This window comes from Streptomyces sp. A 4/2, from assembly GCF_940670765.1.
Lineage (GTDB): Bacteria > Actinomycetota > Actinomycetes > Streptomycetales > Streptomycetaceae > Streptomyces.
In genome coordinates this window covers 1-26149 of record NZ_CALNVW010000037.1, presented here as the reverse complement: position 1 = coordinate 26149, position 26149 = coordinate 1, and the positions used below count along the sequence as shown (strand labels likewise).

Genomic DNA, 26149 nt, shown 5'->3' with positions numbered 1-26149 from the left:
CATCTTCGGTGTCGGGCCCCGGGGTGCTAGGAACACCGCCGGGGTCACCTGTACGTACATCGTTGGTAGCTGAGCGTAGCTCGCCTTGCGACGGAAGTCCCGGTTTCGGCCGGACAGTTACCCCTCTCGGTGCCGGTCGCCGAATCCCGCGCGAGCCGGGCGCACGTCCGAGGTCGGGCAGTTGTTACTGCCGAGGTCGCCCGGCGTGATCGGGTCGCCCCGGAACAGCACGGCTACTCCGTGCACTTCGCGGTAGGCACCGGTGTCGTCCTCAAAGGGAAACGTGTGCTTGCCGATCGGGCAGTCCGTCATGCCCTCGCCTCGCGCACCACGCGCCGCGACCTCTCGCCTGCGCGGCAGTTCTGCCAGTTCTCGGCATCGTTGCAGCTGAGGTTCCCCCGGTGTGGTTGTTGTGGCCCTCGAAGACCGGCACCGTCCCGGCGGACGTGGAGTAGATAAAGATCAAACTTACGCAGTACACACGGGCGTGGGCCCTGCTCAGTGCGTTGCCGCTCACGCTCCCATGCCCGTGGCGGCCACCAGTTCGCGCACGCCCGTCACCCGCGAGTGCTGGGACCGCAGGTCGTCCACAATCTTCCGGATCGCGGGCCGGTCGCGGATCTCGCCCGGCGAGACGCGCATCGCGGCCAGCAACTCGGCGGCTGTCTGCTCCGCCTTGCCCCACTGCCACCAGGCACGCCCGAGGTCGGTGTGCATGCGCGCCTTACGCTCGGCCGTCGCGAACTGGCTTTCGCGCAGGTCCCGCCCGGCTTCCAACGCGGCGCCCGCGTCCCCCAACGCCCAGTGAACCCCGACGGCGTACAGGTCGACAGCCGCCGGAGTGACGGGGAACCAACGCCCCTCAGGAGGGGCGGACGGCAGGCCTCGGGCGGCCCTCGCAGCTTCCCGGATCATCGTGAGCGACTGGTCGCGGTCCCCGGCACGGGCCGCGGTGTACGAGGTCGTGCACAGCATCTGCGCGTACGCCGAGGCTTGCGCGTCTGTCCGCAGACCGGTGTTCTCCACCTTGGAGACCGCGTCGAGGATGTGCCGCTCGGCGGCGGCCGGTTGGTCCTGGTGGCGGAGCACAATACTCAGTTCCCGGGCCGCAGCCGCGGAGGCAATCGGGGATCCGGACCATTCCGCGTACAGCATCGCCCGGTCCGCGGCGAGCCGCGAGGTCCCGTAGTCGCCGACCTTCGTCAAGACCCGGCTGGCGAGACTGTATGCCGCCGACAGGCGAGCGAGCGCGATCTCCTCGCGCGTACGCGCGGCATCGTTCGCGTCGGCCAGAAGGCCGGGCAGAGCTCGCAACAGCTTCGTGTTCTGACCGGCGTCGAAGAGACCGCGAGCGTGAGCGAGGCGCGCGTCGAGGGAAGCAGAAGAACCTGTGGGGTCGGGCAGGCTCGCGAGCGCGTCGTTCATCCCCACCAAGAGCGAGGCTGGGGCCGCCAGGCCAGCGGCGGCAAGCAGCGTTCGGCGACGCATCGGATCCTCCTCGGCGCAGCGTGGCCCATCCGGCACAACGCTAATGGTTGAGAGGCCAGTTAACCCGAGAGACGCAGCCAGCACGTGCGTGGGCACGCCCACAGCCTTGGCGGCGGACAAGATCAGATCGAAGTCGGCCTTCCGGCCGCGTCTCTCCAGCCGGGACACCGTGGCGGCAGAGCAGCCGATGCGGGCGCCGAGGTCCTCCAGACGCCATCGGAGGTGTACGCGGCCGAGGCGAATCAGGCCGCCTGGGCTCTGCTCCTCCATGTGAGAGCGAGCCTCATCCGATGCCCAGAGGCGACCCACGTTCATCCGGCTACTCCCGCACGAGGACCCGACACGCATGCACGCCCAACGTAGGGGCTTCGAAGCGCTGTGTGCCCACAGTTTGCAGGATGTGCAATCGGGCCTGCTCCGGCGTGCCTCCGACTCACGGAAAAGAGCGATCTCGCACGGGTACGCTGCCGATGGATTCAGAAGTACACCGGGACCGGTCTCTCCCAGACAGGGTGGGGAGGCCTGCCTCGGTGGGTGTCTGACGGCTCAGACGTCGAACCTTCCGTCTCGAACCTCCGAGATGAATCTCTCGAACGAAGACGGGGCAAGGAAACAGAGCAGGATCGTTCGGGTCCTTGGAGTCCCGGCGCCCCACGTCGGCGTGGGGCGCCGCAGTCAGGTCGGCAACCTCGACGCAATTGTTCCCAGCGCCGCTATACGGCGATGGGAACCAGGCTGCGGCAGGGGCCAGATCCGACTTGTCGAGGGCCGTTTCTCTCTGATCTCTCGGGCTGGTTGGTGCCCGCTGACATGACGTACATCCTTCTAGTCAACGGGGCTGCATGGAGGGCCTGTTGCGCCAGATGTGTGTCCGGCCTGCCAGCCGGACACCGCTGGGCAACCTGTTCCTGGTTACTCCCCTGCCCGATGCCACGTCGACTGACTGAGTCGAGGGGGGCCACACCTCCCAGCCGCCCCTATGCCTTGAGCACGCGAAGGTCGCTGCGGAGTCGGCCACCTCGCCTGATGACTTCGCTTGGCCGGAAGCCCGCAAGCGGCTCAATCCCAATCAACCGGACTGCCTCATGGCGGAGTTAAGGAAGAAGTACGAGCCTGGTGCGTCAAATCCGTGCCCTCCCGGAGGAGGCGGGATGGTCGTACGGCTACGTCCACCGGCGCCCGGCCGACTCCGGCGTGACGTTCCGACCGCGTGGTGGCGACATGCGCTCCTCGCGCCGTCCGCATGGCGACAGCCCGCGACTCCCGCGCTGACGCCCCGCACGGGCATCGGGCCTTTGCAGATCCTGCAAGGCGTTTGCACGTCTCGCTAGCCGAACACCATGGCCATCGCTCTCATGGTGTTCTCGAAAGCGTCACCGCCACAACTCTCCCGAGACCCCCGCCCCCGGCCTGCTGCTGGGAACGAACTGCCCACCATGTGGCGCAGGACGAGGGGCGGGCTCCAACTTCCCTGCCGGACGCGGTCACGCGACCGCACATCGGACAGCCTCCCCGCGCTGAAGCGGAATGCAGCCGTGCCTAGCCGGGAAGCACGCGCTATTCCACCACCGCCCAGCAGGAGGACGAGATGTTCTTTCCTCATCCCGTGATCGAACAGCTTGACAATGCCCAGGTAGCAACTTGGGAGAAGCACTTCGCCAGCACAGCGCACGAGAGGCCCCGGGCGATCGAAGAGGGCATCTGGCGCAGGACCCAGGAACCGGCGAACGCTGAGCAGTCCGGCTGGACCGAGGACGAGCACGGCCGCCGCCGGATCGTGCACTACCGCTACCGGTACGACCTCGACTACACCTTCCCGGTACCGCGCCTGGTGCTCGCGGATCTGTACCTGTACCACTCGGTGCTCGCGTCGGCCGCCGAGATCGAGGCGTATCTGACGCGGATCAACACGTGGCTCGGTCAGGGCCGCTGGCGGAAGAAGGACGACGCCACCTGGTCGAAGGGCGACCTGCGCGTCACGGTCACCACGTACGACGAGCACCCGCAGGACGAGCGCGCCGACCGCTACACCCCGCCCGGGTTCCGCTCGGTCGACATCGCGATCCTCAGCGACGAGTTCGAGGTCTCGCGCAACGTCCGGCAGCTTCCCTGGACCGTCCTGGCGGGTGGGATGCGCGTCAAAGAGCAGCGCAGCAAGCCGACGATCGCTGAGGATCTGTCCGAGCTGCTGGAACACATGCCGTTCATGGTCGAGATCGGCTGTGGATCGTCAATCGAGGCAGGGGTGCCGCCGCTCCACTTCCTGCACGAGGTGTACCGCGTCACCGAGCGGGTGGACAACACGCTCACCCAGTCCCACCAGTTCACCATGCGGCCGCAGGACGACACGCTCATCGAGGAGATGCTGACCGACCCGAGCGCGAAGGCCGAGCAGTTGACCGCGATGTTCAAGGTGGCGTTCGAGGCCCGGCCGACACCGGCGCATCACGTCCTCAAGGATCTGCACGAGGCCGGGCACCTGGTCGGCCCGGTGATCCAGCACAACTTCGACCTGCTCGCCGCGCGTGCCGGGTTGCCGGAGTGCTTTGTGCGCCGCTACGACCAGAAGATCCCGCCCGTGCCGCTCGATAAGCGTGCGAAGGCGATCCTCGTCGTCGGCCTGCACGCCGACCGCCGCGCGGTGCAGGCGCGAGCCCGTGCCCGCGGCATGAAGGTGTTCTTCCTCGACCCCGAGGGACTGATGGAGAACGGCGAGTGGAAGTCCTACCCGATCGAGGGTGCCCGCGAGGGTGACGTCGTCGTGCACGCCGGGGCGATCGAAGGGCTGACCCGCTTCAAGGAGCTGATCGACGAGCGCGCCCGGTGGACGGCGGCGGTCACGAGCTGACCAACGCGACACCCCGGAGCCGCGCACGTCGGCCGTGCGCGGCCCCACGCCTGAGAGCACACATCCGAGGAGGCACCTTCCATGGATCAGTACGAGACCCGCCGCGCACGATTGCTGGCATCGGCGCGGCCCATGCCGGACTTCAACGTCGTGGGAGCGGACGGGCCCTGGCTCCACCGCGCGGACGGCAGCCGCATCTTCGACGGGTCGAGCGGTCTGCTCTGCGTGAACGTCGGACAGAACAGCCCCAAGGTCCGCGCCAGGATCGAGGAGCAGTTCCCCCGCTACACGTTCGGCGGTGCCGCTGTCGTCCAACCACACATCCAGATGGAGTTGATGGACCGCCTGTGCCGTGCCGTGGGCCGGCCGGACGACTCCGTCGCGTTCACCACGTGCGGGACGCTCGGCGTCGAGGTCGCGGTGGGGCCGGCGCGGAACATCACCCGTGTCCGTGGCGGGAAGCAGCGCGGTGACATCCTCACCTCGTCCTTGAGCTATCACGGCAACAGCGCGCTCACTCTCGCTCTCGCCGGCAACCACGCCCGCCGACCGCGCCCGGAAGACGCACTCGGCCTCGGCCCTGGCTTTCCCGCGCCCTACCAGCCGACACACGGCCACGAATGCGGCCGGTGCGATGCCTCGTGCGCCGATGAGGTCGCAAAGGAGATCGACAGCCGCGGTGCGCAAAACGTGGCCGCTGTCCTATCGAGCCCGTCAACGGAACTACGGGCGGCGCGTACGTGCCGCCGGACGGCTACCTGCGGCGCTTGTCGGAGATCTGCCGGCAACGCGGTGTCCTCGTCATCCACGACGAGGTGCTGACCGGGATGTGGCGCACCGGAACGCCGCTTGCCAGCCACCACTGGCAGAGCTGCGAGCCCGACATGATGGTCCTGTCCAAGGGACTCGGGGCCGGATACACGGGTGTGGGCGCAGTGTTGGTGTCGCCAAAGATCGCCCCACTGATCCGGCACGAGGACGCCGACCCTCTGCCCGCGATGGGCACGATGGCCACGCATCCGCTCATGGCTGCCGCGTGCCTCGGCGTGCTCGACGAGTTGGAGGCGATGGACATGGCCGCCTTCATCGCACGTGGGGAACGCCTCAGCGCGGCCCTGCGTGCTCTGAACGGCGTGGGCCCGGTGCGGGATGTACGCGGCCTGGGCTTCCTGTACGGAGTGAAGGTCACCCAGGGCGCTCTGTGGCCCCTGATGAAGGCGGTTGAGGATCGCGGGGTGTTCTTCTACCCATTCACCGGAGTCGGCTGCCCGACGAGTGAGGGCCTGGTCGTCACCCCGCCGTTGAACTCGACGGACGCGGACATCGATTTCCTGGCGGCGGCGGTCTCCGAGGCGGTGACCATCCTAGGCCGGAACAACCAGGTGAACGTCTGAGCGAATTCAGCCCGTGCCCAACTCCGTTCCCGCACCGATAGCTTCGGGGGTACACGAGCACGGTGTGCCCCCACCACCAGAAAAGGACCTCCCATGCGCATCTCCGTCATCGGCTGTGGCCACCTCGGCATCCCGCACGCGGCGGCGATGGCCGAACTCGGCCACGAGGTCATCGGCGTAGATGTCGACCAGGTCAAGGTCGATCGACTCAACGCCGGCGAATGCCCCATCTACGAGATCGGCCTTCCGGAGCTGCTCGCCCGCCACACGTCAAGCGGGCGCCTGCGGTTCACCACCGACATCAGCGAGGCCGCCAATTTCGCCGAGCTGCACTTCATCGGCGTCGGCACCCCCATCGACGCCGACGGCCGCTCCTACGACACCGGGCAGGTCTACGGCGCGATCCGTCAGCTCGCCCCCCACCTCGACCGACCGTGCACGATCGTCGGGAAGTCCACCGTCACCGTCGGCACCACCAGCCAGGTCACCGCACTCGCCCAGCGCCTGGCCCCCGCCGGCGAGCAGGTGGACGTCGTATGGAACCCGGAATTCCTCCGCGAAGGCCACGCCGTCGAGGACACCCTCCGCCCGGACCGCCTCATCGCCGGCCTCACCACCATCGAGGCCGAGAAGGCGATCCGCGCCGTCTACGCCCCCATCCTGGACGCCGGTGTCCCGATCTTCGTCACCGACCCGCAGACCGCCGAGCTGGCCAAGGGCGCCGCCAACACCTTCCTCGGCCTGAAGATCAGCTACATCAACGCCGTCGCCGACATGTGCGAGGCCGCGGGCGGCGACATCTCCCAGATCGTGGACATCCTCGGTATCGACCCCCGAATCGGCAGCGGCGGCATGAAAGCCGGCATCGGCTACGGCGGCGGCTGCCTCCCCAAGGACATCCGGGCCTTCACCGCCTCCGCCGGCCAGCTCGGCGCCGAACTGGCCGCTGCCCTCCTGCGAGCCGCCGAGAACATCAACGAAGCCCGCACCGACGTCGCCATGGGCCTCATCATCCGCGCCCTGGGCAACCGCACCATCAAGGGCACCCGGATCACCGTGTGGGGAGCCGCGTTCAAGCCGGGCACAAACGACGTCCGCGAAAGCCCAGCCCTCGCCCTCGCCCACGCCATCCAAGAGGCCGGCGGCATCGTCACCGTTCACGACCCACAGGCCGTGACCACGGCGGTGATCCGCAACCCAGAACTGGACTACACCGACGACCTGGCCATCTCCCTCGACAGTGCCGAACTCGTCGTCCTGGCCACCGAATGGCCGGAATACCGGCAAGCCAATCCCCAAGCCCTGGTGAACCGCCCGGCCAACCCCCTGCTCGTCGACTGCCGCACCACCCTCGATCCCGACTCCTGGCGCACGGCAGGCTGGACCATCCATCAGCTCGGACGACCCGGGAAGTAGAACCGGTCCGCCGGAACTACAGGGCCCGTAAGACGCCATCACCCCCTGAAAGGCCGGAGGGCTCACGATGAACGGTGGCGACATACTTCTCCGTCGTGCCGGCGACGCCGACGCACTCGGCGCTGCCGACGTGTGGCTGCGCTCCTTCGCCGCCGCGCTGCCGACCGTGCGCTGTGCGCACGACGACACTGAAGTGCGCGACTGGTTCTCACGCGTGCTCGTACCGCAGTACGAAACCTGGGTAGCGGTCACAGCGAACAATGTGGTGGGACTCCTCGCACTCAAAGGCGGGGAACTGAAACAGCTCTACCTCGATCCGGCATGGCGCGGGCGGGGCCTCGGCGATCGGTACATGTCCCTGGCCAAGCAGCGGCAACCTGACGGACTGACGCTGTGGACGTTTCAGGTCAACGAATCGGCGCAGCGGTTCTATGAACGCCACGGCTTTATCGCGGCCGAGCGGACGGACGGGCTGCGCAACGATGAGCGAGAGCCGGACGTCCGCTACGTCTGGCAGCCCCAGAGATAGCCCTGGGCTGCGAAGGTGGTAACCCGAACTCGGAGCGAGTACCTCGCCGTCGAGCCCCGGCCCGCCGCCCGGGCTGGACCCACCGACCGGCTCGAACACCCCAGGAGGAAGGCCGGACCGCCGCCGGCGTCCGCCAGGTCCGGTCTACCGTGTCGCACATGACAGCTCTGATCATCGGCGGCAGCGGCTTCCTGGGGGCCGAGCTGATCCGGCAGGCAGCAGCGGCCGGGCACACAACAGCAGCGACGTACACGACCAAACCCGGCGACTCCTCCCAGGCCGTGTGGCATCCCCTTGATCTTCGGGACGCAGGCCGCCTAGACAGCGTCATGGCCGAGGTACGTCCGCACCTCGTCGTCAACGCGTCAAGCAGCAAAGCGGACTGGGCGGTCACGGCGCAGGGCCCCATCCGGATCGCGATGGCCGCGGCGAAGTCCGGAAGCCGCCTGGTCCACGTGTCCAGCGACGCGGTGTTCTCCGGCGCCCGAGTCCACTACAACGAGTCCTGCCTTCCTGACCCCCTCACCCCTTACGGAGCAGCGAAGGCCGCGGCGGAGACCGGGATCCTCGCCGTGTATCCGCAGGCCGTCGTCGCCCGCACGTCGCTGATCATTGGCCACGGGCGTTCCGTACACGAGCACCTCGTGCACGAACTCGCCTCCGGCACCTGCGATGGTGCCCTGTTCAGCGACGACATCCGCTGCCCGGTGCACGTCTCCGATCTGGCCGCCGCCCTCCTGGAACTGGCGTCGAGCGACGCGGCCGGCATCCACCACCTCGCAGGGCCCGACGCCCTGAATCGCCACGAACTCGGCACCCTCATCGCCAGGCGTGACGGTCTCGACGCATCCCGCCTGCCCACCGCTCTACGCGCCGACAGCCCCCTTCCCGGAGCCCGCGACGTACGCCTCGAAAGCCAGGCAACCCAACGAAAACTGCACACCACACTGCGCGGCGCCCGGCAATTCCTGCATCACAACGACATGACCGCCCAACTCATCGGCACATGATCGATCCGCCCTCGCACCACATGTTTGTGGGGCCGGTGCACTGCGCTTGGGTTCACAGTCATCAGCTCACATCAACCGGAGCTTCACGGCCGGTCCCTTTTTGATCACTTGTACTACCAAGACACGTCGTAGGGCCCACCATCCTCCTGGTACGTCCCAAGTCGGCGTGGCCAGGTGCAGATAAGTGTCGATGTGCCGCTCCTTGGCACAAAGGCCTTGTCTTGCTCCAGCGGAATGCATCGAATTGTGCGCATGGCTTGATGCCCTCGATACGGCGCAGTTGGTGCGGCCAGTATCCCCGAACCCAGCTCAGCTCAGCTCCCGGACAGCTGCCCCGTCGAAGGCACCTTGTCCTTGACGTCGACGCCCGCGCTCTTCCCCGCGTCCTTCACCGAGTTGATCACGTCGTCGAAGGTCCCCGCCGCACTGCCGTCCCCCTTGCGCAGCTTGCTCGGCAGGCTCTTCAGCGAGGCGACACCGGCCGTGAGCGGCGCGACCGCCTTCGCGAGGTGCGGGTCGCCCTTGGCGTTGTTCAGGGCGGCCTTGAGGCGGTTGTACGCGAACGTCCCGGCCAGCCCCGCCTTGACGACCGCGACCGTCCGTCCGTTCGCGCCCTTCTTGAACTTGCCGTTCCTGAACGGCTTCACGATCCACTGGTACGCCGCCCCGGCCGCGAGCCCCGCGTTGGCGACGAAGCGGGTCTTCGCGAGCTTCTGCTGCTCGGCGGAACTGGTCGCCGACGGGGCCGCCGCGTGGGTCGCCGCGGCCTGCGCGCTGTCGTCGCTCCCGCAGCCGGTGGCCCCGGCCAGCAGGGCTCCGGACAGGGCAAGGGCGACGGCGGAACGGCGGAACGGGGCGGTGCTGACCACGGCGGACCTCCGGAAGCCTGGGTTCGGGAGCACGTTCAGGAGCGCGTACGGCGGCACGTACGGGAGCACGTACGGCGTACTGCGCAGCCTCACCCGCCCCGCCGGGGGCCGCCAGCCCGGACGGTCCGTACGGGTTTCACGCACGCACAAGCGGCAACACGTTCGAGCATGTCTCGCTATTCGAACGCAAGTAATCCGGCGGCGAACATCATCATGGTCATCGCCGATGTCGTGGCCTTCATCCTGGCCCTGTGGATCGTGATGTACCTGCTGGACGCGAACCGGGCCAACGACCTGGTGCGCTTCGTCCACCACGCGGCCGACTGGCTGGCCGGCTGGTCGCGCGACATGTTCACCTTCGACGAGGCGTGGGCCCGGGTCGTCGCGGGCTACGGTCTCGCCGCGGTCGTGTACCTCGGCATCGGCCACCTGGTGGCGGGCCGGGTACGCCGCTGAGAGGGCCGGGTGCGCCGCTGATACGGCGGCGGCCCGGGTGACGGCCGGTCAGCGGCAGCAGTCCGGGGCGAGCCCGGTCGGCAGACGGGTGCCGCCGAAGACCTCGGTGGTCGCCTCGTCACCGCCGAGCGCGGCCACCGCGAGCAGCAGGGAGCCCGCCGTCCAGCTGGTGCGCTCCTCGGGCCACAGCGCCCGGTCGTCGAAGACGTACCCCGTCCAGTACAGGCCGTCCTCGGCGCGCAGGTGCCGGATGGAACGGAGGATCTCCAGGGCGCGGTCCGACTCCCCCATCGCCCAGAGCGTCAGGGCGAGTTCACAGCTCTCGCCGCCGGTCACCCAGTTGTTGGGCAGCACACAGCGCACCCCCCACTCCGGTACGACGAAGCGGTCCCAGCCCTCCTCGATACGCTCCTTGGCGGCCGTGCCCCTGATCGCGCCCCCGAGCACCGGGTAGTACCAGTCCATCGAGTACCGGCTCTTGTCCAGGAAGCGCTCGGGGTGGCTGCGGATGGCGTGGCCCAGCGCTCCGGCCGCCAACTCCCAGTCGGGCTGCGGCTCTTCGCGCGCCTCGGCGAGCGCGAGGGCGCAGCGCAGCGCCTGGTAGACGGACGAGGAACCGGTCAGCAGCGCGTCCCGGACGACCGCCCCGCCCTCTTCGGCGGGCTCCCGCTTCCAGCCGATCTCACCGCCGGGCTGCTGGAGCCGGAGGACGAATTCGACCGCCGCGTACACGACGGGCCACATCCGGTCGGCGAAACCGTCGTCGCCGGTGGCCAGGTAGTGGTGCCAGACGCCGACGGCCACGTACGCGCAGAAGTTGGACTCCCGGCCCCGGTCGGTGACCCGCGCCGCGTCCCCGTCCTGGTAGGCGGCGTACCAGGAGCCGTCGTCGTTCTGGTGCGCGGCGAGCCACTGGTACGCCCGCTCCGCCGCCTCGTGCTGGCCCGCGGCGTCCAGCGCCATGGCCGCCTCGGTGTGGTCCCACGGGTCGAGGTGGTGGCCGCGGAACCACGGGATCGCGCCGTCCTCCCGCTGTTCGGCGAGGATTCCGGCGACGGTCAGGTCGGCCTGCTCGGCGGTGAGCACTCCGGGCAGAACGAGGTGTTCGGTGCGGCCCGGTGAGGTCACGCGCCCACCCGGGGGGTGTGCGGCTTGGTCGCGTACGCCACGAAGCTCTTGCCGACGACCGGGTTCAGCGCCCGCTCGGCGAGCCGGGTGGCCAGCGGCTTCTTCATGATGTCCCAGACCAGCAGCTGGTGGTAGGCGCGGACCGGCAGGGCCTGGTCGTTGTCCACGCCGAAGGCGCACTTGAGCCACCAGTACGGGGAGTGCAGGGCGTGCGCGTGGTGGCTGCCGTACGGGCGCAGACCCGCCTCGCGGATCTTGCCCAGCAGTTCGTCCGCCTTGTAGATGCGGATGTGGCCGCCCTCGACCTCGTGGTACGCGTCCGACAGCGCCCAGCAGACCTTCTCGGGCCCGTAGCGCGGCACCGTGATCGCGATCCGGCCGCCGGGTTTCAGTACGCGCACCATCTCGGCGAGCACCCCCTTGTCGTCCGGGATGTGCTCCATGACCTCGGAGATGATCACGACGTCGAACGAGGCGTCGGGGAACGGCAGGTTGAGCGCGTCGCCCTGCATGGCGGTGGCGGTGGCGCCCGCCGGGGCCTCCCCCTCCTGCCGCATGGCGGCGAACCACTTGGCCACCTCGCGGATCTCGTCACCGTTCTGGTCGAGGGCCACGACCTGTGCGCCGCGCCGGTAGCACTCGAAGGCGTGCCGGCCGGCGCCGCAGCCGAGGTCGAGCACACGGTCGCCCGGAGCGAGCGGGAAGCGGGAGAAGTCCACGGTCAGCACGGGTCTGCCTTCTTCGCTGGGAGGGTGGGGGTACGGGCTGGCTGGTGTCAGGCGCTCGGGCGCCGGGCCGCGATGGCCTCGCGGTAGCGCTCCACGGTGCCGATGGCGGCCTGTTTCCAGGTGAAGCGGGCCAGGACGCGCTCCCGGCCCGCCGCGCCCAGCCGGGTACGGAGCACGGGGTCGGCGAGCAGCCGGGACAGTGCGGCGGCCAGCGCGCCCGCGTCCGCGGGCGGCACCGCCAGGCAGGTCTCGCCGTCGGGTCCGGCGACTTCGGGGATCGCTCCGCCGGTGGTCGCCACCAGCGGGGTGCCGGTGGCCATCGCCTCGGCGGCGGGCAGCGAGAACCCCTCGTACAGCGAGGGCACGCAGGCGACCTGCGCGCCGCGCACCAGGTCGACGAGTTCCTCGTCGCTGATGCCCTTGACGAACCTGACGGCTCCGTCGAGCCCGTACCGCTCGATGGCCTGCGCGACCGGTCCGTCCTCGGCACGCTTGCCGACGACGACGAGGTGGGCGTCCGGGTGCTCGGTGCGGATCTTCGCGAGGGCCTCGACGAGATGGACGAGCCCCTTGAGCGGTACGTCGGCGCTGGAGGTCGTCACGATCCGGCCGGGCACCTCCGCGACGGCGGGGTCGGGCGACCACAGTCCGGTGTCGGCGCCTATGTGCACGACGTGGATCCGGTCCCGGCGCACCCCGAGGTCGTCGATGATCTCCTGCTGGGAGGAGCCGGAGACGGTGAGGACGGAGGGCAGCCGGCGGGCGACCCGCTTCTGCATCCGGGTGAAGCCGTACCAGCGGCGTACGGAGGCCCGGCGGCGCCAGTCCCCGGCCGCTGCCAGGTCGAGTCTGCGGTCGACGGTGATGGGGTGGTGGACCGTGGTGACGAGGGGCGCGCCGAGGTCGCCGAGAAGCCCGTAACCGAGGGTCTGGTTGTCGTGGATGACGTCGAACTCGCCGCGCCTGGCGGTGAGATGACGCCTGGCGCGCAGCGAGAAGGTCAGCGGTTCGGGGAAACCGCCGGTCCACATGGTTCCGACCTCGACGGCGTCGATCCAGTCGCGGTACTCGTCACGGGCGGGGGTGCGGAAGGGGTCGGGGCTGCGGTAGAGGTCGAGGCTGGGCAACTCGGTGAGCGGTACGCCCTCGTCGAGGACCGGGAAGGGCTGGGCGCCGATCACCTCGACACTGTGCCCGAGCCGGGCGAGCTCCCGCGAGAGGTGCCGGGCGTAGACGCCCTGGCCTCCGCAGAAAGGATTTCCCTTGTACGTGAGGAACGCGATGCGCAGCGGGCCCTCCGTACCGGAGCTGGAGCCTCCGGCGAGGGGGCCCGACTCTATGGCCTCAGCGGTCACACTCGGCCCCCTTCTCACAGCACTCTCGGCGGAGCGTAGCCGCTCACGCTAATCTAGAACAAGTTCTCGCAGGCCTGAGCTCCGAAGGCGCGCTCCGGGAGAACTCGGCCAGTCTTGATCGATCGACGAGCTTCGAATCTACCGGCAGGTAGCACCGTCGTAACAGCCGGATCAGGTGATTCGCGCCACGGCGGGAGCGGATGGGACAGATGACAGTGGAAGCCAAGCCGGCGTCGCCGCCCCTGACGGAACGCCAGGAGGCCCGCCGCCGCCGGATTCTGCACGCGAGCGCCCAGCTGGCCATCCGGGGCGGCTTCGACGCGGTACAGATGCGCGAGGTCGCCGAGGACTCGTCGGTCGCGCTCGGCACGCTCTACCGGTACTTCCCCTCCAAGATCCATCTGCTGGTCGCCACCATGCAGGACCAGCTCCAGCACCTGCACACCGCCCTCCGCAAACGGCCCCCCACGGGGGAAACCCCCGCCGAGCGTGTGGCGTCGACCCTGATGGGCGCCTTCCGCGCGCTCCAGCGGGAGCCGCATCTGGCGGACGCGATGGTCCGGGCGCTGACCTTCGCCGACCGGAGCGTCAGCCCCGAGGTGGACACGGTGTCCCGCCAGACGACGGCGATCATCCTGGACGCGATGGGCCTGGAGCGCCCGACGCCCGAGCAGCTCTCGGCGGTCCGGGTCATCGAGCACACCTGGCACTCCGCGCTGATCACCTGGCTGTCGGGGCGGGCCTCGATCGCCCAGGTGAAGATCGACATCGAGACGGTCTGCCGGTTGATCGACCTGACCGCCCCGGACAGCGGTTCGCGCTGAACCGTGCCGGGCAGGGGTGGGTCGGGCACGCGGTCGTACGGCGCACGGGTGGGGCGGGCACGCGGCGCGCGGTCGTACGGCGCACGCGGTCGTACGGCGCACGTGCCACGCGCCCGCCTCACTCGCCGGGTCACTCAACGGATCACTCGACGGGTCACTCGACGAGCACTCGTCGGGTCACTCGTCGGGCGGGAAGACCGCCTCCCCGCTGCCGAGCAGCGTGATCGTGATGGCCTCGACCGGACAGCCCTCGGCCGCGGCCAGCACCTTCTCGTGCGCGTCGGTGTCCGGTGACCGCGGATGGGACTGCCGCGCCGAGTCGAGCGCGAACCCGTCGGGGGCGTGGTTCACGCACATCCCCGAGCCGATGCAGACGGACCGGTCGACCTCCACGTGCCAGCGGTCGCCCATCACCCGGCCCCGCCCGCCGCCGGTTCGTACCCGGCCGGGAGGTGGATCATCTTGTGCTCGAAGTACTCGCCGTAGCCCTCGGGGCCGAACTCCCGTCCCACACCGGAGTTCTTGTAGCCGCCGAACGGCCCGAGCATGTCGAGGCTGAAGGTGTTCAGGCTGTAGGTGCCCGTCCTGACCCGGCGGGCGATCTCGATGCCGTGCTCGACGTCCGCGGTCCAGACGCTGCCGCTGAGGCCGTACTCCGAGTCGTTGGCGATCTTCACCGCCTCGTCCTCGTCGCCGTACGGCAGCAGGCAGATCACCGGGCCGAAGATCTCCTCGCGGGCGATGCGCATCGAGTTGTCGACGTCCCCGAAGAGCGTCGCCTCGACGTACCACCCCTGCTCCATACCGGCCGGACGGCCGCCGCCGGTGAGGATCTTGGCGCCTTCCTCCTGGCCGATCCGGATGTAGTCCAGCGAGCGCTGCTGCTGCCGCTGGGCGACCAGCGGGCCGAGCTCGGTCGCCGGGTCCATCGGGTCGCCGACCTTCAGCGCACCCGCCGCCGCCGCGAACGCCTCGGCGATCTCGTCGTACCGGCTGCGCGGCACCAGGATCCGGGTCTGCGCCACGCACGCCTGCCCGTTGATCATCCAGGCGAACGGCACGATGCCCGCGACGGTCGACTCCAGGTCCGCGTCCGGGAGGATGATCGCCGCCGACTTGCCACCCAGTTCCAGCGTCACCCGGGTCAGATTGCGGGCGGCGACCTCCATCACGCGCTTGCCCGCGGCGACCGACCCGGTGAACGACACCTTGTCGATACCGGGGTGCCCCACCAGGTACTCGCTCACCTCGCGGTCGGCCGGGAGGATCGACAGCACCCCCTGCGGCAGCCCGGCCTCGCGGACGATGTCGGCCAGGACGTACGCGTCCAGGGGCGTCTCCGGCGAGACCTTGAGGATGGCCGGGCAGCCCGCGAGGAGCGCGGGCGCGAGTTTGGCCGCCGCCGTGAACTGCGGGACGTTCCAGGGGACGACCGCGGCCACCACCCCGACCGGCTCGCGCCGGACGAGCAGTTTGCCGAGGACGCCGTCCCGCTGCTCCTCGTACGGGAAGGCGCGCGCGGTCGTGATCGCCGCGTCCCACACCATCATCGAGGCGAGCGCCTGCACCATCACGCTGGAGGTGTACGGGGTGCCGTTCTGGGAGCTGATGACCCGGGCGATCTCCTCGTACCGCACGGCGAACGCGTCCTTGATCCGGGTGATCACCTCGATCCGCTCGTCCAGCGACATCCGGGGCCAGGGCCCCTCGTCGAACGCCTGCCGCGCCACGGCGACCGCGCGGTCCACATCGGCCTCGCAGGCGTGCGGCACGCGCCCGATGACCTGCTCGGTGTGGGGCGAGACGACTTCGATGACTTCGGTACCGAGAGGTTCCACCCACTCCCCACCGATGAAGAGCTGTCCGTGTTCCACAAGCTCGGTCATGACTGACTGCCTCCCGGGGGACGCTACCTGACGCTGTATCAGACATCGCTGTATCAGAAACTGATACCAGTTCTACTTCGCATCCGGAAGCCCCGGTCACCCCCGGATCCCCCGATCCCTCCGGCGATCGGCGCGGGTTCGCGCCCGACCTCCCGTTGAAACCGGTTCTAGTTATAGTGAGCGCTGGGCAAGGGCCGCTCCACGGACGAAAGTTGAGGACGCCATGACGCAGGTGACCGAGCACGGTGGAGGCGTCTGGTCCCTGAAGGTCCCCATTCCGGACAATCCCCTGGGCCACACCCTGGTCCATGTCGTCGACACCGACCGCGGCCCGGTGCTCATCGACACCGGCTGGGACGACCCCGCCTCCTGGGACGCGCTGACCTCGGGCCTGGAAGCCCTCTCCCTCGCGGTCACGGACATCCACGGGGTGCTCATCACCCACCACCACCCCGACCACCACGGCCTGTCCGGCCAGGTGCGCGAGGCCTCCGGCGCCTGGCTGGCGATGCACGCCGCGGACACCGAGATCGTCAAACGCTCCCGCAGCTCCGAACCCGGTGTCTGGCTCGACTACCTCACCAGGAAGCTCGCCGCCGCGGGGGCGCCGGAGGACCACATCGCACCGCTGCGCCAGGCCCGCGCCTCGGGCCGGACCTCCACCCTGCCCGGCGTACGGGCGGCCGTCCCCGACCGCGAGATCGTCCCCGGCGACCTGCTCCCGCTGGCCGGGCGCAGGCTGCGCGCCGTCTGGACACCGGGACACACCCCCGGCCATGTCTGCCTGCACCTGGACGAGGAGCACCCCGCACAACTCGCGGGCAACGGCAGGCTCTTCTCCGGTGACCACCTGCTGCCCGGCATCACCCCGCACATCGGGCTGTACGAGGACCCCGACGACGCCACGGTCACCGACCCCCTCGGCGACTACCTCGACTCCCTGGAACGGATCGGCCGGCTGGCCCCCGCCGAGGTGCTCCCCGCGCATCAGCACGCCTTCACCGACGCGCCGGGGCGCGTCCGTGAGTTGCTGGCCCACCACGAGGACCGGCTGCGGGACCTGCGCACCCTGCTGGCCCGGCCGCTCACCCTCTGGCAGATCGCCGAACGGATGGAGTGGAACCGCCCCTGGGAGCGGATTCCGTACGGATCGCGCAACATCGCGGTCTCGGAGGCCGAGGCACATCTGCGCCGCCTGATGAAACTGGGTCAGGTGGAAACCGTCACCGGAAGCGATCCGGTCACCTATACGGCGGTATGACCCGGAGCGTGCGCCCGGCTGCGGCCAACCCCCGCGTGACAAGCCCTGATCCGCCCACCGAGCGGCGCACGGAGGGCCGGTGAACTCAGCACCGGCGGAGGATAGTCCGCAGGTCGGAGTAGCGTTATGGTCGTGATCCAGTACCGCACATCACGAGGGGGGCGGCTACCGATGGCGCCGGACGAGGCTGTGGTCGGCTGCACGGGGAAGCTGATCGTGGCCACGCGCGGGTCCGCCGGTCCCGGTGAAGTCCTGGTCCAGGTCAGGGGCGGCTGGGAAGCCTTTCTCGCCTGGTCCGACGAGCCGTTGTCGTACGGGGCGACAGTGCTCGTGATCGAATCCCGCGGTACGCGCCAGGTGGACGTCATCGAGTGGACCGATCCCGTGGATCCGCTGGATGCGCTGACCCAGGACCCCGGCGACACCGACTAAGGAGACCAAGGATGTTGGGTTATCGCGTTCCGGCGCCGGACGAGGCCATGCTCATCTCGGGAGGACGGCGCGGCCTGGGAGGTGCGCCCTTCCGGGTGGTGACCGGACACGGCAAGTTCGTACTGCCGATATTCCGCAAGACCCGCTTCCTGACGCTGGCGATGTGCGAGGCGGAGGTCGCCGAGACCTGTGTGACGCGGCAGGGCATCGTGCTGACCGTGCGTGCCGTGATCGCGTTCAAGGTCGGGAACGACACCGAGAGCATCGTCAACGCGGGCCAGCGCTTCCTCTCCGACCAGGACCAGATGTCGGTGCTGACCGGCCGGATCTTCTCCGGTCACCTGCGCTCGATCATCGGCTCGATGACCGTCGAGGAGATCGTCACCGAGCGGCAGAAGCTCGCCACCGAGGTCCTGGAGACCTCGAAGACCGAGATGGCGAAGATCGGCCTGATCGTGGACTCGCTCCAGATCCAGTCGATCGACGACGGCGAGACGGGCTACATCGCGGCGATGTCGGCCCCGCACACGGCGGCCATCCAGCGGCAGGCGCAGATCGCCCAGGCGCAGGCCACCCAGGCGTCCGTCGAGGCGCAGCAGGAAGCCACCCGTAACCAGGCCGAGTACGCGCGGCAGACCGCCGTCGTGCAGGCGCAGTACTCGGCCGAGGTGGACCGCGCGCAGGCCCAGGCCGCGCAGGCGGGTCCGCTCGCGCAGGCGCACGCCCAGCAGGAGGTGCTCGCCGCGCAGACCGAACTGGCCGAGCGCGCGGCCCAGTTGCGCCAGCAGCAGCTGGTCGCCGAGATCGTGAAGCCCGCCGAGGCGGACGCCGAGCGGATCCGGGTCCTGGCGGTCGCGGAGGCCGAGCGGATGAAGATCCAGGCCGCGGCTGCCGCCTCGTACGACCGGGTCGCGCTGGACCGGATGCTGATCGACCAGCTCCCGCAGATCGTCAAGGAGGCCGCGTCCGGCCTCGCGGGCGCCAATGTCAACGTGCTCAACGGCGCCGACGGCCTGGGCGAGATCGCCGCCGGTCTGGTGGGCCAGGGTCTGACGATCCTCGACTCGGTACGGAAGAACCTGGGCGCGCAGGACGGCGAGGGGCACCACCAGGGCGGCCGGGGTGCGGAGATCCAGCGCTATCTGAGCAGCACGGCGAAGCCCGGTGACGACAGCGACAACGGTCCGATCGACATCAAGTAGGCAAGTGAGCAGGTGACGGACCCGGCGCGGGAACGCTGCGCGGCGGGAACGTGACAGCGGCCCGCCCGGTGGAACGGGGCGGGCCGCTGTCACGTTCCCGCGGGCCCCCCGCGCCCGGGGACGTCTGTTCGACGGCCGGTACAGTGGGCAGGTCGTCATCACACCCGCGCAGGCCCGGCACGGAGCGCATCCGAACCGTCCCCGGCGGCGAGCCGGAACGCCCGGTACGCGGATGTGACCGGCTCGCGTCACCGGAAACCTCCGGTGGCCGGCACCGTCGAGGTACACGGAGCCGGAGCCCCGGTGCCTGAGCGGGACCGTGCCCCGGCTTCCCCGCAGGAGAGGCCCCCGCCCGTCATGACTTTTCGCCGCAGCGCCACCGCGCTCGCCGCGTCCGCCGTACTCTGCGCGGTCGCTGCTCCGACGGCATTCGCCGATGACGCCTCGCCGTCCGCCTCGCCGTCCGTGGTGATCCCGTCGGGGCTGTACGGCAAGACGGACCCCACGTACGACGGCGTCTGGCGGCAGTCGCTGGCGCTGCTCGCGCAGCACACGGTCGGCGTGCGGCCCGCGGCGAAGGCCGTCGACTGGCTCACCGGGCAGCAGTGCGCCGACGGCGGGTTCGCCTCCTTCCGCGCCGATGTGACGAAGCCCTGCGACGGCAAGGTGCTGCTGGACACCAACGCCACCGCGGCGGCCGTCCAGGCGCTGTCCGCGCTCGGCGGTCACGACGACGCGGTGAAGAAGGGTGCCGGCTGGCTGAAGTCCGTGGCGGGCAAGGACGGCGGCTGGAGCTACAACCCGGGCGGGGCCAGTGACGCGAACTCCACCTCCGTGGTGATCGGCGCGCTCGCCGCCGCCGGTGAGCCGACGGCCGCGGCCAGGAAGATGCTGGTCTCGCTGTCGATCCCGTGCGACGCCAAGGACGGGGGCGGTGCCTTCGCGTACCAGCCCGACAAGAAGTCCGGGAAGCTGTACGCCAACGCCGACGCGTCGGGGGCCGCCGTCCTGGGTGCGCTGGGCCTCGGACTGGCCCCGGACCCCGGGGGCAAGGACGCCGGGGGCACCGGCTGTCTGAACGCGTCGACGCCCACGCAGGCCGCGCACAACGGCGCCACCTACCTCGCCGGAGCGACCGCGGGCAAGGCCTACCTGAAGTCCGCGATGCCCGGCGCCGAGGACCAGCCCGACTTCGGCAACACCGCCGACGCGGTGACCGCGCTCGGCGCCGACGGTCTCCCCGCGCAGGCCAAGCAGTCCCTCGCCTGGCTGGAGCAGAACGCGGGCCCGTGGGCCGCGCAGGCCGGACCCGCCGCGTACGCCCAGCTGATCTTCGCCGCGCACGCCAACGGCGCCGACCCGCGCGCCTTCGGCTCCCTCGACCTGGTCGAGCAGCTCAACGCGACCGGCCCCGCGCCCGTCGCGGCGAAGTCCGCCGAGAACGCGGAGAAGAAGGACAGCGACAGCTCCGGCGTCAGCGTCTGGTGGATCGTCGGCATCGGTCTGGTCGCCGGGATCGGCATCGGGTTCCTGATCAGCATGCGCGGCAGGAAGCGAACGTCCTGATGCGGCGCCCGATCCACCGGTCCGCCGCCCGGCACCGTACGGCTGCCCCGGCCGCCGTGCTGACCGTCGTGGCAGCTCTCGCCCTCGCGCTGCTCGGCGCCGTGCGCGCGCAGGCCGCGGGGTACCGGTACTGGTCGTTCTGGGACCGTACGGGCAGCTCCTGGACGTACGCCACCCAGGGCCCGTCCACCGCCCGGCCCTCCGACGGCGACGTCCAGGGCTTCCGGTTCGCGGTGAGCGAGGACTCGCAGGACGCGAGCAAGCCGCGCGGCCCCGCCCGCTTCGACACCATCTGCGGGAAGACCCCGGCCGAGGACGGCGCCAAGCGGGTCGCGCTGGTCATCGACTTCGGTACGGCGGCCGACGCCCCCGGCGGTGAGAAGCCGCCCGTGGTGCGCACCGCGTGCGCCCGGGTCGGCACCGACGCGACCAGCGCGGAAGCACTGGCCGCGGTGGCCAAGCCGCTGCGTTACAACAGCGAGGCGCTGCTCTGCTCGATCGCCGGGTATCCGAGGACCGGGTGCGGCGAACAGGTCTCGACGGCCCACCAGGATCCGCAGAAGAAGCCGTCCGCCGACGGTGGCGGCAGTGACAGCGGCGGTCCTTCCGCCGGGCTCGTCGGCGGGCTGGCCGCGGTGGTCGTGCTCGGCGCCGCAGGTGTGTGGCAGGCGCGCCGCCGGCGTAACAGCGGATGACTGTCCAGCTCCGCGCCCCCGCTGTCGGCCGCAGCAACGCCCTGCACGCCGGGGCGTGGTGGCTGTGGGCCCTCGGGCTCGCCACCGCCGCGTCCCGCACCACCAACCCGCTGCTGCTCGGACTGCTCGTCGGGGTCGCGGGCTACGTGGTGGCGGTCCGGCACACCGACGCGCCGTGGGCCCGCTCGTACGGCACCTTCGTCCGGCTCGGGCTGTTCGTCGTCGCCGTCCGGCTGGTCTTCTCCGTCGTGCTCGGCTCCCCGATCCCGGGCTCCCACGTGCTGTTCACGCTGCCCGAACTCCCGTTGCCGCACTGGGCGCAGGGGGTGCGGATCGGCGGCCGGGTCACCGCGGAGCAGCTGGTCTTCGCGCTGTACGACGGTGCCAAGCTGGCCACCCTGCTGATCTGTGTGGGCGCGGCGAACGCGCTCGCCAACCCGGCGCGGCTGCTCAAGTCCCTGCCGGGCGCGCTGTACGAGGTCGGCGTGGCGGTCGTCGTCGCGATGACCTTCGCGCCGAACATGGTCGCCGACGTGGTGCGGCTGCGCACCGCCCGCAGGCTGCGTGGCCGTCCGACCGGCGGGTTCCGGGCCGTCCTGCAGATCGGGCTGCCGGTCCTGGAGGGGGCGCTGGAGCGCTCGGTCGCGGTCGCCGCGTCGATGGACGCGCGGGGCTACGGCCGTACGGCCCGGGTCCCGGCCGCCGTCCGGCACACCACGACCGTGCTGACACTCGGCGGGCTGCTCGGTGTCTGCGCGGGGACCTACGGGCTGCTCGCCGCCGAGGGCGCCTCGTACGGCCTCCCGGTGCTGGCCGTGGGGCTGCTGGCGGCGCTCGCCGGGCTGCGGCTGGGTGGCCGGCGCTCGGTCCGTACCCGCTACCGGCCCGACCGCTGGGGCCCGCGCGCCTGGCTCGTCGCGGGTTCGGGGATCGCCGTCGCCGCGCTGATGATCTGGGCGGGCAGCTACGACGCCGAGGCCCTGCACCCGGGTGTCGTCCCGCTGGTCGCGCCGCAGCTGCCGCTCTGGCCCGCGGCCTCCGTGCTGATCGGGCTGCTTCCCGCCTTCGTGGCTCCCGTACCGAAGGAGACGGTGTAAGTGATCCGGTTCGAGCGGGTGTCGGTGACCTATGCCGACGCGCCGGAACCCACCCTGCGCGGGGTCGATCTGACCGTCCCCGAGGGCGAGTTGGTCCTGCTGGTCGGCCCTTCGGGGGTCGGCAAGTCGACGCTGCTCGGTGCCGTCTGCGGGCTGGTCCCGCACTTCACCGGCGGGGTGCTGGGCGGCCGGGTCACCGTGGACGGCCGCGACACCCGTACCCACAAGCCGCGTGAACTCGCCGACCTGGTGGGGACGGTGGGGCAGGATCCGCTCGCCCACTTCGTGACGGACACCGTCGAGGACGAACTGGCCTACGGCATGGAGTCGCTGGGGGTGGCGCCCGACGTGATGCGCAGGCGGGTGGAGGAGACCCTTGACCTGCTGGGCCTCACCGAGCTGCGCGACCGGCCGATCGCGACGCTCTCCGGCGGTCAGCAGCAGCGCGTCGCGATCGGCTCCGTGCTGACTCCGCACCCCAAGGTGCTGGTGCTCGACGAGCCGACGTCGGCGCTGGACCCGGCCGCCGCCGAGGAGGTGCTGGCCGTGCTCCAGCGGCTGGTGCACGATCTCGGCACGACCGTGCTGATGGCCGAGCACCGGCTGGAGCGGGTGGTGCAGTACGCGGACCAGGTGATCCTGCTGCCCGGTCCCGGTGAGCCGCCGGTGATGGGCGCGCCCGCCGCGGTGATGTCGCGCTCCCCGGTCTTCCCGCCCGTGGTGGCGCTGGGCAGGCTGGCGGGCTGGGACCCGCTGCCGCTGTCCGTACGGGACGCGCGCCGCCGGGCCGCCGCGCTGCGCGAGCGGCTGGCGGACCGTACCCCGGTGGCCCCGGCACCGCCGCCGCCCGCGGAGCCGGTCGCCGTCACCGCGAAGCTGGGGCTGCGGCGCGGGCGGGTGGAGGCGCTGCGGGAGGTCTCGCTGTCGGTGCGCCCCGGCGAGACGGTCGCCCTGATGGGCCGCAACGGCGCCGGGAAGTCCACCCTGCTCGGCGCGCTCGTCGGGATGCACGAACCGACGTCGGGGTCGGTGCGCGTCGGCGGGAAGACCCCGCACCGGACCTCGCCGCGCGAGATGATCCGCCGGGTCGGGCTGGTACCGCAGGAGCCGCGCGATCTGCTGTACGCGGACACGGTGGCCGCCGAGTGCGCGGCGGCCGACGCGGACGCGGGCGCGGCGCCGGGCAGTTGCCGGGCGCTGGTCTCCGAGCTGCTTCCCGGCGTCCCGGACGCCACCCATCCGCGCGATCTCTCGGAGGGCCAGCGGCTCGCCCTGGCGCTGGCGGTCGTCCTGACCGGGCGGCCTCCGCTGCTGCTGCTCGACGAGCCGACCCGCGGTCTCGACTACGCGGCGAAGAGCCGTCTGGTCACGGTGTTGCGCGGCCTCGCCCGGGAGGGGCACGCCCTGGTGCTCGCCACCCATGACGTCGAGCTGGCCGCCGAACTCGCCCACCGGGTCGTCGTCCTGGCCGACGGCGAGATCGTCGCGGACGGGCCGACACCCGATGTGGTGGTCTCGTCGCCCGCGTTCGCCCCGCAGGTCTCGAAGATCCTCGCGCCGCAGGACTGGCTGACCGTGACCCAGGTACGGGAGGCGCTGTGAGGGCCATCGGCCTCGGCCCGCGCTCGGTGGCCGCGCTGGTCCTGATCAGCGTGCTCGGGGTGTTCGCCTTCGGCTGGCCGCTGCTCGCGGACCCGGCGTCCGGGCTGGCCCACTCGCAGGACGCGCCGTGGCTGTTCGCCGCGCTGCTCCCGCTGCTGGTGGCCGTCGTGGTGGCGACGATCGCGGACGCCGGTCTGGACGCCAAGGCGGTGGCGATGCTGGGTGTGCTGGCTGCGGTGGGCGCCGCGCTGCGCCCGCTCGGCGCGGGCACGGCGGGCCTGGAGCCGATGTTCTTCCTGATGGTGCTGAGCGGGCGGGTGCTCGGTCCCGGCTTCGGTTTCGTCCTGGGCTCGGTGACGATGTTCGCCTCGGCGCTGCTGACCGGCGGGGTCGGGCCCTGGATGCCGTTCCAGATGCTCGCGATGGGCTGGTTCACGATGGGCGCGGGGCTGCTGCCCGGCGCCCGGAGGCTGCGCGGGCGGGCCGAACTGCTGATGCTCGCCGGTTACGGATGCCTGGCGGCCTTCGCGTACGGCACGGTGATGAACCTCCAGGGCTGGACGTACATCGGCGGGCTCTCCACCGGGATCTCCTTCCGCCCGGGGGACGCGGTCGGCGACAACCTGGCCCGCTTCTTCGCGTACTGCGCGGCGACCTCGCTCGGCTGGGACCTGGGGCGAGCGGTCGTCACGGTGGCGCTGACCCTCACCGTCGGGTCCACCGTCCTCAAGGCACTGCGCCGGGCGACCCGGCGGGCCGCCTTCGACGCGGAGGCCGCCTTCGCCCCTGAGGCCGCCGGGGCCGCCGTCGGCCCGGTGGCCGCTTCCGGTACCGGTACCGTCACCGGTACGGCGGCTGCTCCCGGTCCGGGCGTCCCCGGTCCAGGTGTCCCCGGTCCAGGTGTCCCCGGTCCAGGCGTCCCCGGTCCAGGCGTCCCCGGTCCAGGCGTCCCCGGTCCAGGTGTCCCCGGTCCGGGCGTCCCCTCCGACGTACCGCCCGGTGGAACCGGCTGACCACGGACCGCCGCCCCGAGCGCGCGGGCGGCGGCGCCGGGTCACAGCCGCTGGATGATCGTCCCGGTGGCCAGCGCCCCGCCCGCGCACATGGTGATCAGGGCGAATTCCTTGTCCCGGCGCTCCAGTTCGTGCAACGCGGTGGTGATCAGCCGCGCCCCGGTCGCCCCCACCGGGTGCCCCAGCGCGATCGCCCCGCCGTTCACGTTGACCTTCTCCAGGTCCTGCTCGAACACCTGGGACCAGCTCAGCACCACCGAGGCGAAGGCCTCGTTGATCTCGACGAGGTCGATGTCCTTGAGCGACATGCCGGCCTTCCCCAGCACCGCACGCGTCGCGTCGATCGGTCCGTCCAGGTGGAACTTCGGGTCCGAGCCGACCAGCGCCTGGGCGACGATCCGGGCGCGCGGCCTGAGCTTGAGCGCCCGCGCCATCCGCTTGGACGCCCACATGATCGCGCAGGCGCCGTCGGAGATCTGCGAGGAGTTGCCCGCCGTGTGCACGGCCACCGGCATGACCGGCTTGAGCCGGGCGAGGCCCTCCATCGTGGTGTCGCGCAGCCCCTCGTCCCGGTCGACGAGCCGCCACATGCCCTGCCCGGCGGACTGCTCCTCCTCCGTGGTGGGCACCTGGACGGCGAACGTCTCCCGTTTGAAGCGCTCCTCGGCCCAGGCGGTGGCCGCCCGCTCCTGCGAGATCAGCCCGAGCGAGTCGACGTTCTCCCGGGTCAGCCCCCGGTTGCGGGCGATGCGCTCGGCCGCCTCGAACTGGTTCGGCAGGTCGACGTTCCACTCGTCGGGGAACGGCTTGCCCGGACCGTGCTTGGATCCGCTGCCCAGCGGCACGCGTGACATCGCCTCGACACCGCAGCTGATGCCGATGTCCACGACCCCGCCCGCGATCATGTTGGCGACCATGTGGCTGGCCTGCTGCGAGGATCCGCACTGGCAGTCCACGGTGGTCGCGGCGGTCTCGTACGGCAGCCCCATGGCCAGCCAGGCGTTGCGCGCCGGGTTCATGGACTGCTCGCCGGCGTGGGTGACCGTACCGCCGACGATCTGCTCGACGCAGTCGGCGTGGATGCCGGTGCGGCCGAGGAGTTCGCGGTAGGTCTCGCCCAGCAGATAGGCGGGGTGGAGATTGGCGAGCGCGCCTCCGCGCCTGCCGATCGGGGTACGTACGGCTTCGACGATGACGGGTTCCGCGGCCATGAGCTCGTCCTCTCCTCCACGTCCGTGCGGGCGTCCCGGCGCCCGCACGAAAGAACTGATACGCGTTCTAGTTCTCTGTGCAGTCTTATGAGTGCTACCCCCGGTACGCAAGGGCCTTGCACGGGTATTAGGGCCTGTG

At 70.7% G+C, this 26149-nt stretch carries 25 protein-coding genes and 1 pseudogene; 16 read left to right on the top strand and 10 right to left on the bottom strand.

Annotated elements, in window-relative coordinates:
• Positions 1–117 precede the first annotated feature (117 nt).
• The 3 genes from NBY69_RS27065 to NBY69_RS37550 form a co-directional block, all read right to left on the bottom strand.
• Positions 118–312, bottom strand: a complete 195-nt coding sequence (locus NBY69_RS27065) for a hypothetical protein (RefSeq protein WP_250304300.1) — start codon at positions 310–312, stop codon at positions 118–120.
• A gap of 201 nt (positions 313–513) precedes the next feature.
• Complete coding sequence (locus NBY69_RS27060; RefSeq protein WP_250304298.1) at positions 514–1803, bottom strand: helix-turn-helix domain-containing protein; 1290 nt, start codon at positions 1801–1803, stop codon at positions 514–516.
• A gap of 118 nt (positions 1804–1921) precedes the next feature.
• Positions 1922–2239, bottom strand: a complete 318-nt coding sequence (locus NBY69_RS37550) for a DUF397 domain-containing protein (protein ID WP_308409506.1) — start codon at positions 2237–2239, stop codon at positions 1922–1924.
• 365 nt (positions 2240–2604) lie between these two features.
• Between NBY69_RS37550 and NBY69_RS27050 the strand changes: the two genes are divergently transcribed.
• The 6 genes and pseudogenes from NBY69_RS27050 to NBY69_RS27020 all read left to right on the top strand — a co-directional run bounded on the left by NBY69_RS27050 (position 2605) and on the right by NBY69_RS27020 (position 8685).
• Positions 2605–2760: a helix-turn-helix domain-containing protein gene (locus tag NBY69_RS27050; RefSeq protein WP_374211346.1), complete on the top strand. Its 156-nt coding sequence runs from the start codon at positions 2605–2607 to the stop codon at positions 2758–2760.
• A 334-nt stretch (positions 2761–3094) separates the two neighbouring features.
• Positions 3095–4336, top strand: a complete 1242-nt coding sequence (locus NBY69_RS27045; protein WP_250304297.1) for a hypothetical protein — start codon at positions 3095–3097, stop codon at positions 4334–4336.
• A gap of 81 nt (positions 4337–4417) precedes the next feature.
• Positions 4418–5730, top strand: a pseudogene (locus tag NBY69_RS37690) (aminotransferase class III-fold pyridoxal phosphate-dependent enzyme).
• Positions 5731–5823: 93 nt separating this feature from the next.
• Positions 5824–7146: a UDP-glucose/GDP-mannose dehydrogenase family protein gene (locus tag NBY69_RS27030; protein WP_250304293.1), complete on the top strand. Its 1323-nt coding sequence runs from the start codon at positions 5824–5826 to the stop codon at positions 7144–7146.
• Between the two features lie 67 nt (positions 7147–7213).
• Positions 7214–7675 (top strand): GNAT family N-acetyltransferase, encoded by a 462-nt coding sequence (locus NBY69_RS27025; protein WP_250304291.1) that lies wholly within the window; start codon positions 7214–7216, stop codon positions 7673–7675.
• 158 nt (positions 7676–7833) lie between these two features.
• A complete protein-coding gene (locus NBY69_RS27020; RefSeq protein WP_250304290.1) occupies positions 7834–8685 on the top strand; it encodes a sugar nucleotide-binding protein in 852 nt (283 codons plus the stop codon).
• A gap of 314 nt (positions 8686–8999) precedes the next feature.
• Here NBY69_RS27020 and NBY69_RS27015 read toward each other — a convergent pair whose 3' ends face one another.
• The gene (locus tag NBY69_RS27015) at positions 9000–9554 is read right to left on the bottom strand and encodes a hypothetical protein (protein ID WP_250304288.1); all 555 of its coding nucleotides are present in this window, start codon (positions 9552–9554) and stop codon (positions 9000–9002) included.
• A gap of 168 nt (positions 9555–9722) precedes the next feature.
• Between NBY69_RS27015 and NBY69_RS27010 the strand changes: the two genes are divergently transcribed.
• Positions 9723–10010 (top strand): hypothetical protein, encoded by a 288-nt coding sequence (locus NBY69_RS27010; protein ID WP_250304286.1) that lies wholly within the window; start codon positions 9723–9725, stop codon positions 10008–10010.
• 48 nt (positions 10011–10058) lie between these two features.
• Here the strand turns inward: NBY69_RS27010 and NBY69_RS27005 are convergent, their stop codons facing one another.
• Genes NBY69_RS27005 through NBY69_RS26995 form a run of 3 tightly spaced genes read right to left on the bottom strand, consistent with a single transcriptional unit; the run spans position 10059 to position 13221 of the window.
• A complete protein-coding gene (locus NBY69_RS27005; RefSeq protein ID WP_250304284.1) occupies positions 10059–11138 on the bottom strand; it encodes a prenyltransferase/squalene oxidase repeat-containing protein in 1080 nt (359 codons plus the stop codon).
• On the bottom strand, positions 11135–11866 hold the full coding sequence (locus tag NBY69_RS27000) for a class I SAM-dependent methyltransferase (RefSeq protein ID WP_250304282.1): 732 nt from the start codon (positions 11864–11866) through the stop codon (positions 11135–11137). Before NBY69_RS27000 ends, NBY69_RS27005 begins: the two co-directional genes overlap by 4 nt.
• 47 nt (positions 11867–11913) lie before the next feature.
• A complete protein-coding gene (locus NBY69_RS26995) occupies positions 11914–13221 on the bottom strand; it encodes a glycosyltransferase family 4 protein (protein ID WP_250304280.1) in 1308 nt (435 codons plus the stop codon).
• A 209-nt stretch (positions 13222–13430) separates the two neighbouring features.
• Between NBY69_RS26995 and NBY69_RS26990 the strand changes: the two genes are divergently transcribed.
• Positions 13431–14045 (top strand): TetR family transcriptional regulator, encoded by a 615-nt coding sequence (locus NBY69_RS26990; RefSeq protein WP_250304277.1) that lies wholly within the window; start codon positions 13431–13433, stop codon positions 14043–14045.
• 177 nt (positions 14046–14222) lie between these two features.
• Here NBY69_RS26990 and NBY69_RS26985 read toward each other — a convergent pair whose 3' ends face one another.
• Positions 14223–14456, bottom strand: a complete 234-nt coding sequence (locus NBY69_RS26985) for a ferredoxin (RefSeq protein ID WP_250304275.1) — start codon at positions 14454–14456, stop codon at positions 14223–14225.
• Positions 14456–15931: an aldehyde dehydrogenase gene (locus NBY69_RS26980; protein WP_250304272.1), complete on the bottom strand. Its 1476-nt coding sequence runs from the start codon at positions 15929–15931 to the stop codon at positions 14456–14458. Before NBY69_RS26980 ends, NBY69_RS26985 begins: the two co-directional genes overlap by 1 nt.
• 223 nt (positions 15932–16154) lie before the next feature.
• Between NBY69_RS26980 and NBY69_RS26975 the strand changes: the two genes are divergently transcribed.
• The 8 genes from NBY69_RS26975 (at position 16155) to NBY69_RS26940 (ending at position 24799) form a co-directional block, all read left to right on the top strand.
• Positions 16155–17192, top strand: coding sequence for an MBL fold metallo-hydrolase (locus NBY69_RS26975; protein ID WP_250304270.1), 1038 nt, complete (start codon positions 16155–16157; stop codon positions 17190–17192).
• A gap of 171 nt (positions 17193–17363) precedes the next feature.
• Complete coding sequence (locus NBY69_RS26970; protein ID WP_250304268.1) at positions 17364–17624, top strand: hypothetical protein; 261 nt, start codon at positions 17364–17366, stop codon at positions 17622–17624.
• 11 nt (positions 17625–17635) lie between these two features.
• On the top strand, positions 17636–18826 hold the full coding sequence (locus tag NBY69_RS26965; RefSeq protein WP_250304267.1) for a flotillin family protein: 1191 nt from the start codon (positions 17636–17638) through the stop codon (positions 18824–18826).
• Between the two features lie 357 nt (positions 18827–19183).
• Entirely contained in the window at positions 19184–20392 is a 1209-nt protein-coding gene (locus tag NBY69_RS26960; protein WP_250304265.1) for a prenyltransferase/squalene oxidase repeat-containing protein, read from the top strand.
• On the top strand, positions 20392–21087 hold the full coding sequence (locus tag NBY69_RS26955) for an SCO2322 family protein (RefSeq protein WP_250304263.1): 696 nt from the start codon (positions 20392–20394) through the stop codon (positions 21085–21087). Before NBY69_RS26960 ends, NBY69_RS26955 begins: the two co-directional genes overlap by 1 nt.
• The gene (locus NBY69_RS26950) at positions 21084–22184 is read left to right on the top strand and encodes an energy-coupling factor transporter transmembrane component T (RefSeq protein ID WP_250304261.1); all 1101 of its coding nucleotides are present in this window, start codon (positions 21084–21086) and stop codon (positions 22182–22184) included. Before NBY69_RS26955 ends, NBY69_RS26950 begins: the two co-directional genes overlap by 4 nt.
• Positions 22185–23786: an ABC transporter ATP-binding protein gene (locus tag NBY69_RS26945; RefSeq protein ID WP_250304259.1), complete on the top strand. Its 1602-nt coding sequence runs from the start codon at positions 22185–22187 to the stop codon at positions 23784–23786.
• Entirely contained in the window at positions 23750–24799 is a 1050-nt protein-coding gene (locus NBY69_RS26940; RefSeq protein WP_374211350.1) for an ECF transporter S component, read from the top strand. The genes NBY69_RS26945 and NBY69_RS26940 overlap by 37 nt, the downstream gene beginning before the upstream one ends.
• Positions 24800–24840: 41 nt before the next feature.
• Here the strand turns inward: NBY69_RS26940 and NBY69_RS26935 are convergent, their stop codons facing one another.
• On the bottom strand, positions 24841–26010 hold the full coding sequence (locus NBY69_RS26935) for a steroid 3-ketoacyl-CoA thiolase (protein ID WP_250304257.1): 1170 nt from the start codon (positions 26008–26010) through the stop codon (positions 24841–24843).
• Positions 26011–26149: the final 139 nt, after the last annotated feature.

Bases quoted from the DNA above. Each gene is read 5' to 3' on its own strand.
- NBY69_RS27065 (WP_250304300.1), bottom strand. From the start codon at position 312: ATGACGGACTGCCCGATCGGCAAGCACACGTTTCCCTTTGAGGACGAC.
- NBY69_RS27060 (WP_250304298.1), bottom strand. From the start codon at position 1,803: ATGAACGTGGGTCGCCTCTGGGCATCGGATGAGGCTCGCTCTCACATG.
- NBY69_RS27030 (WP_250304293.1), top strand. From the start codon at position 5,824: ATGCGCATCTCCGTCATCGGCTGTGGCCACCTCGGCATCCCGCACGCG.
- NBY69_RS27025 (WP_250304291.1), top strand. From the start codon at position 7,214: ATGAACGGTGGCGACATACTTCTCCGTCGTGCCGGCGACGCCGACGCA.
- NBY69_RS27020 (WP_250304290.1), top strand. From the start codon at position 7,834: ATGACAGCTCTGATCATCGGCGGCAGCGGCTTCCTGGGGGCCGAGCTG.
- NBY69_RS27010 (WP_250304286.1), top strand. From the start codon at position 9,723: ATGTCTCGCTATTCGAACGCAAGTAATCCGGCGGCGAACATCATCATG.
- NBY69_RS26990 (WP_250304277.1), top strand. From the start codon at position 13,431: ATGACAGTGGAAGCCAAGCCGGCGTCGCCGCCCCTGACGGAACGCCAG.
- NBY69_RS26985 (WP_250304275.1), bottom strand. From the start codon at position 14,456: ATGGGCGACCGCTGGCACGTGGAGGTCGACCGGTCCGTCTGCATCGGC.
- NBY69_RS26980 (WP_250304272.1), bottom strand. From the start codon at position 15,931: ATGACCGAGCTTGTGGAACACGGACAGCTCTTCATCGGTGGGGAGTGG.
- NBY69_RS26975 (WP_250304270.1), top strand. From the start codon at position 16,155: ATGACGCAGGTGACCGAGCACGGTGGAGGCGTCTGGTCCCTGAAGGTC.
- NBY69_RS26970 (WP_250304268.1), top strand. From the start codon at position 17,364: ATGGCGCCGGACGAGGCTGTGGTCGGCTGCACGGGGAAGCTGATCGTG.
- NBY69_RS26965 (WP_250304267.1), top strand. From the start codon at position 17,636: ATGTTGGGTTATCGCGTTCCGGCGCCGGACGAGGCCATGCTCATCTCG.
- NBY69_RS26960 (WP_250304265.1), top strand. From the start codon at position 19,184: ATGACTTTTCGCCGCAGCGCCACCGCGCTCGCCGCGTCCGCCGTACTC.
- NBY69_RS26955 (WP_250304263.1), top strand. From the start codon at position 20,392: ATGCGGCGCCCGATCCACCGGTCCGCCGCCCGGCACCGTACGGCTGCC.
- NBY69_RS26950 (WP_250304261.1), top strand. From the start codon at position 21,084: ATGACTGTCCAGCTCCGCGCCCCCGCTGTCGGCCGCAGCAACGCCCTG.
- NBY69_RS26935 (WP_250304257.1), bottom strand. From the start codon at position 26,010: ATGGCCGCGGAACCCGTCATCGTCGAAGCCGTACGTACCCCGATCGGC.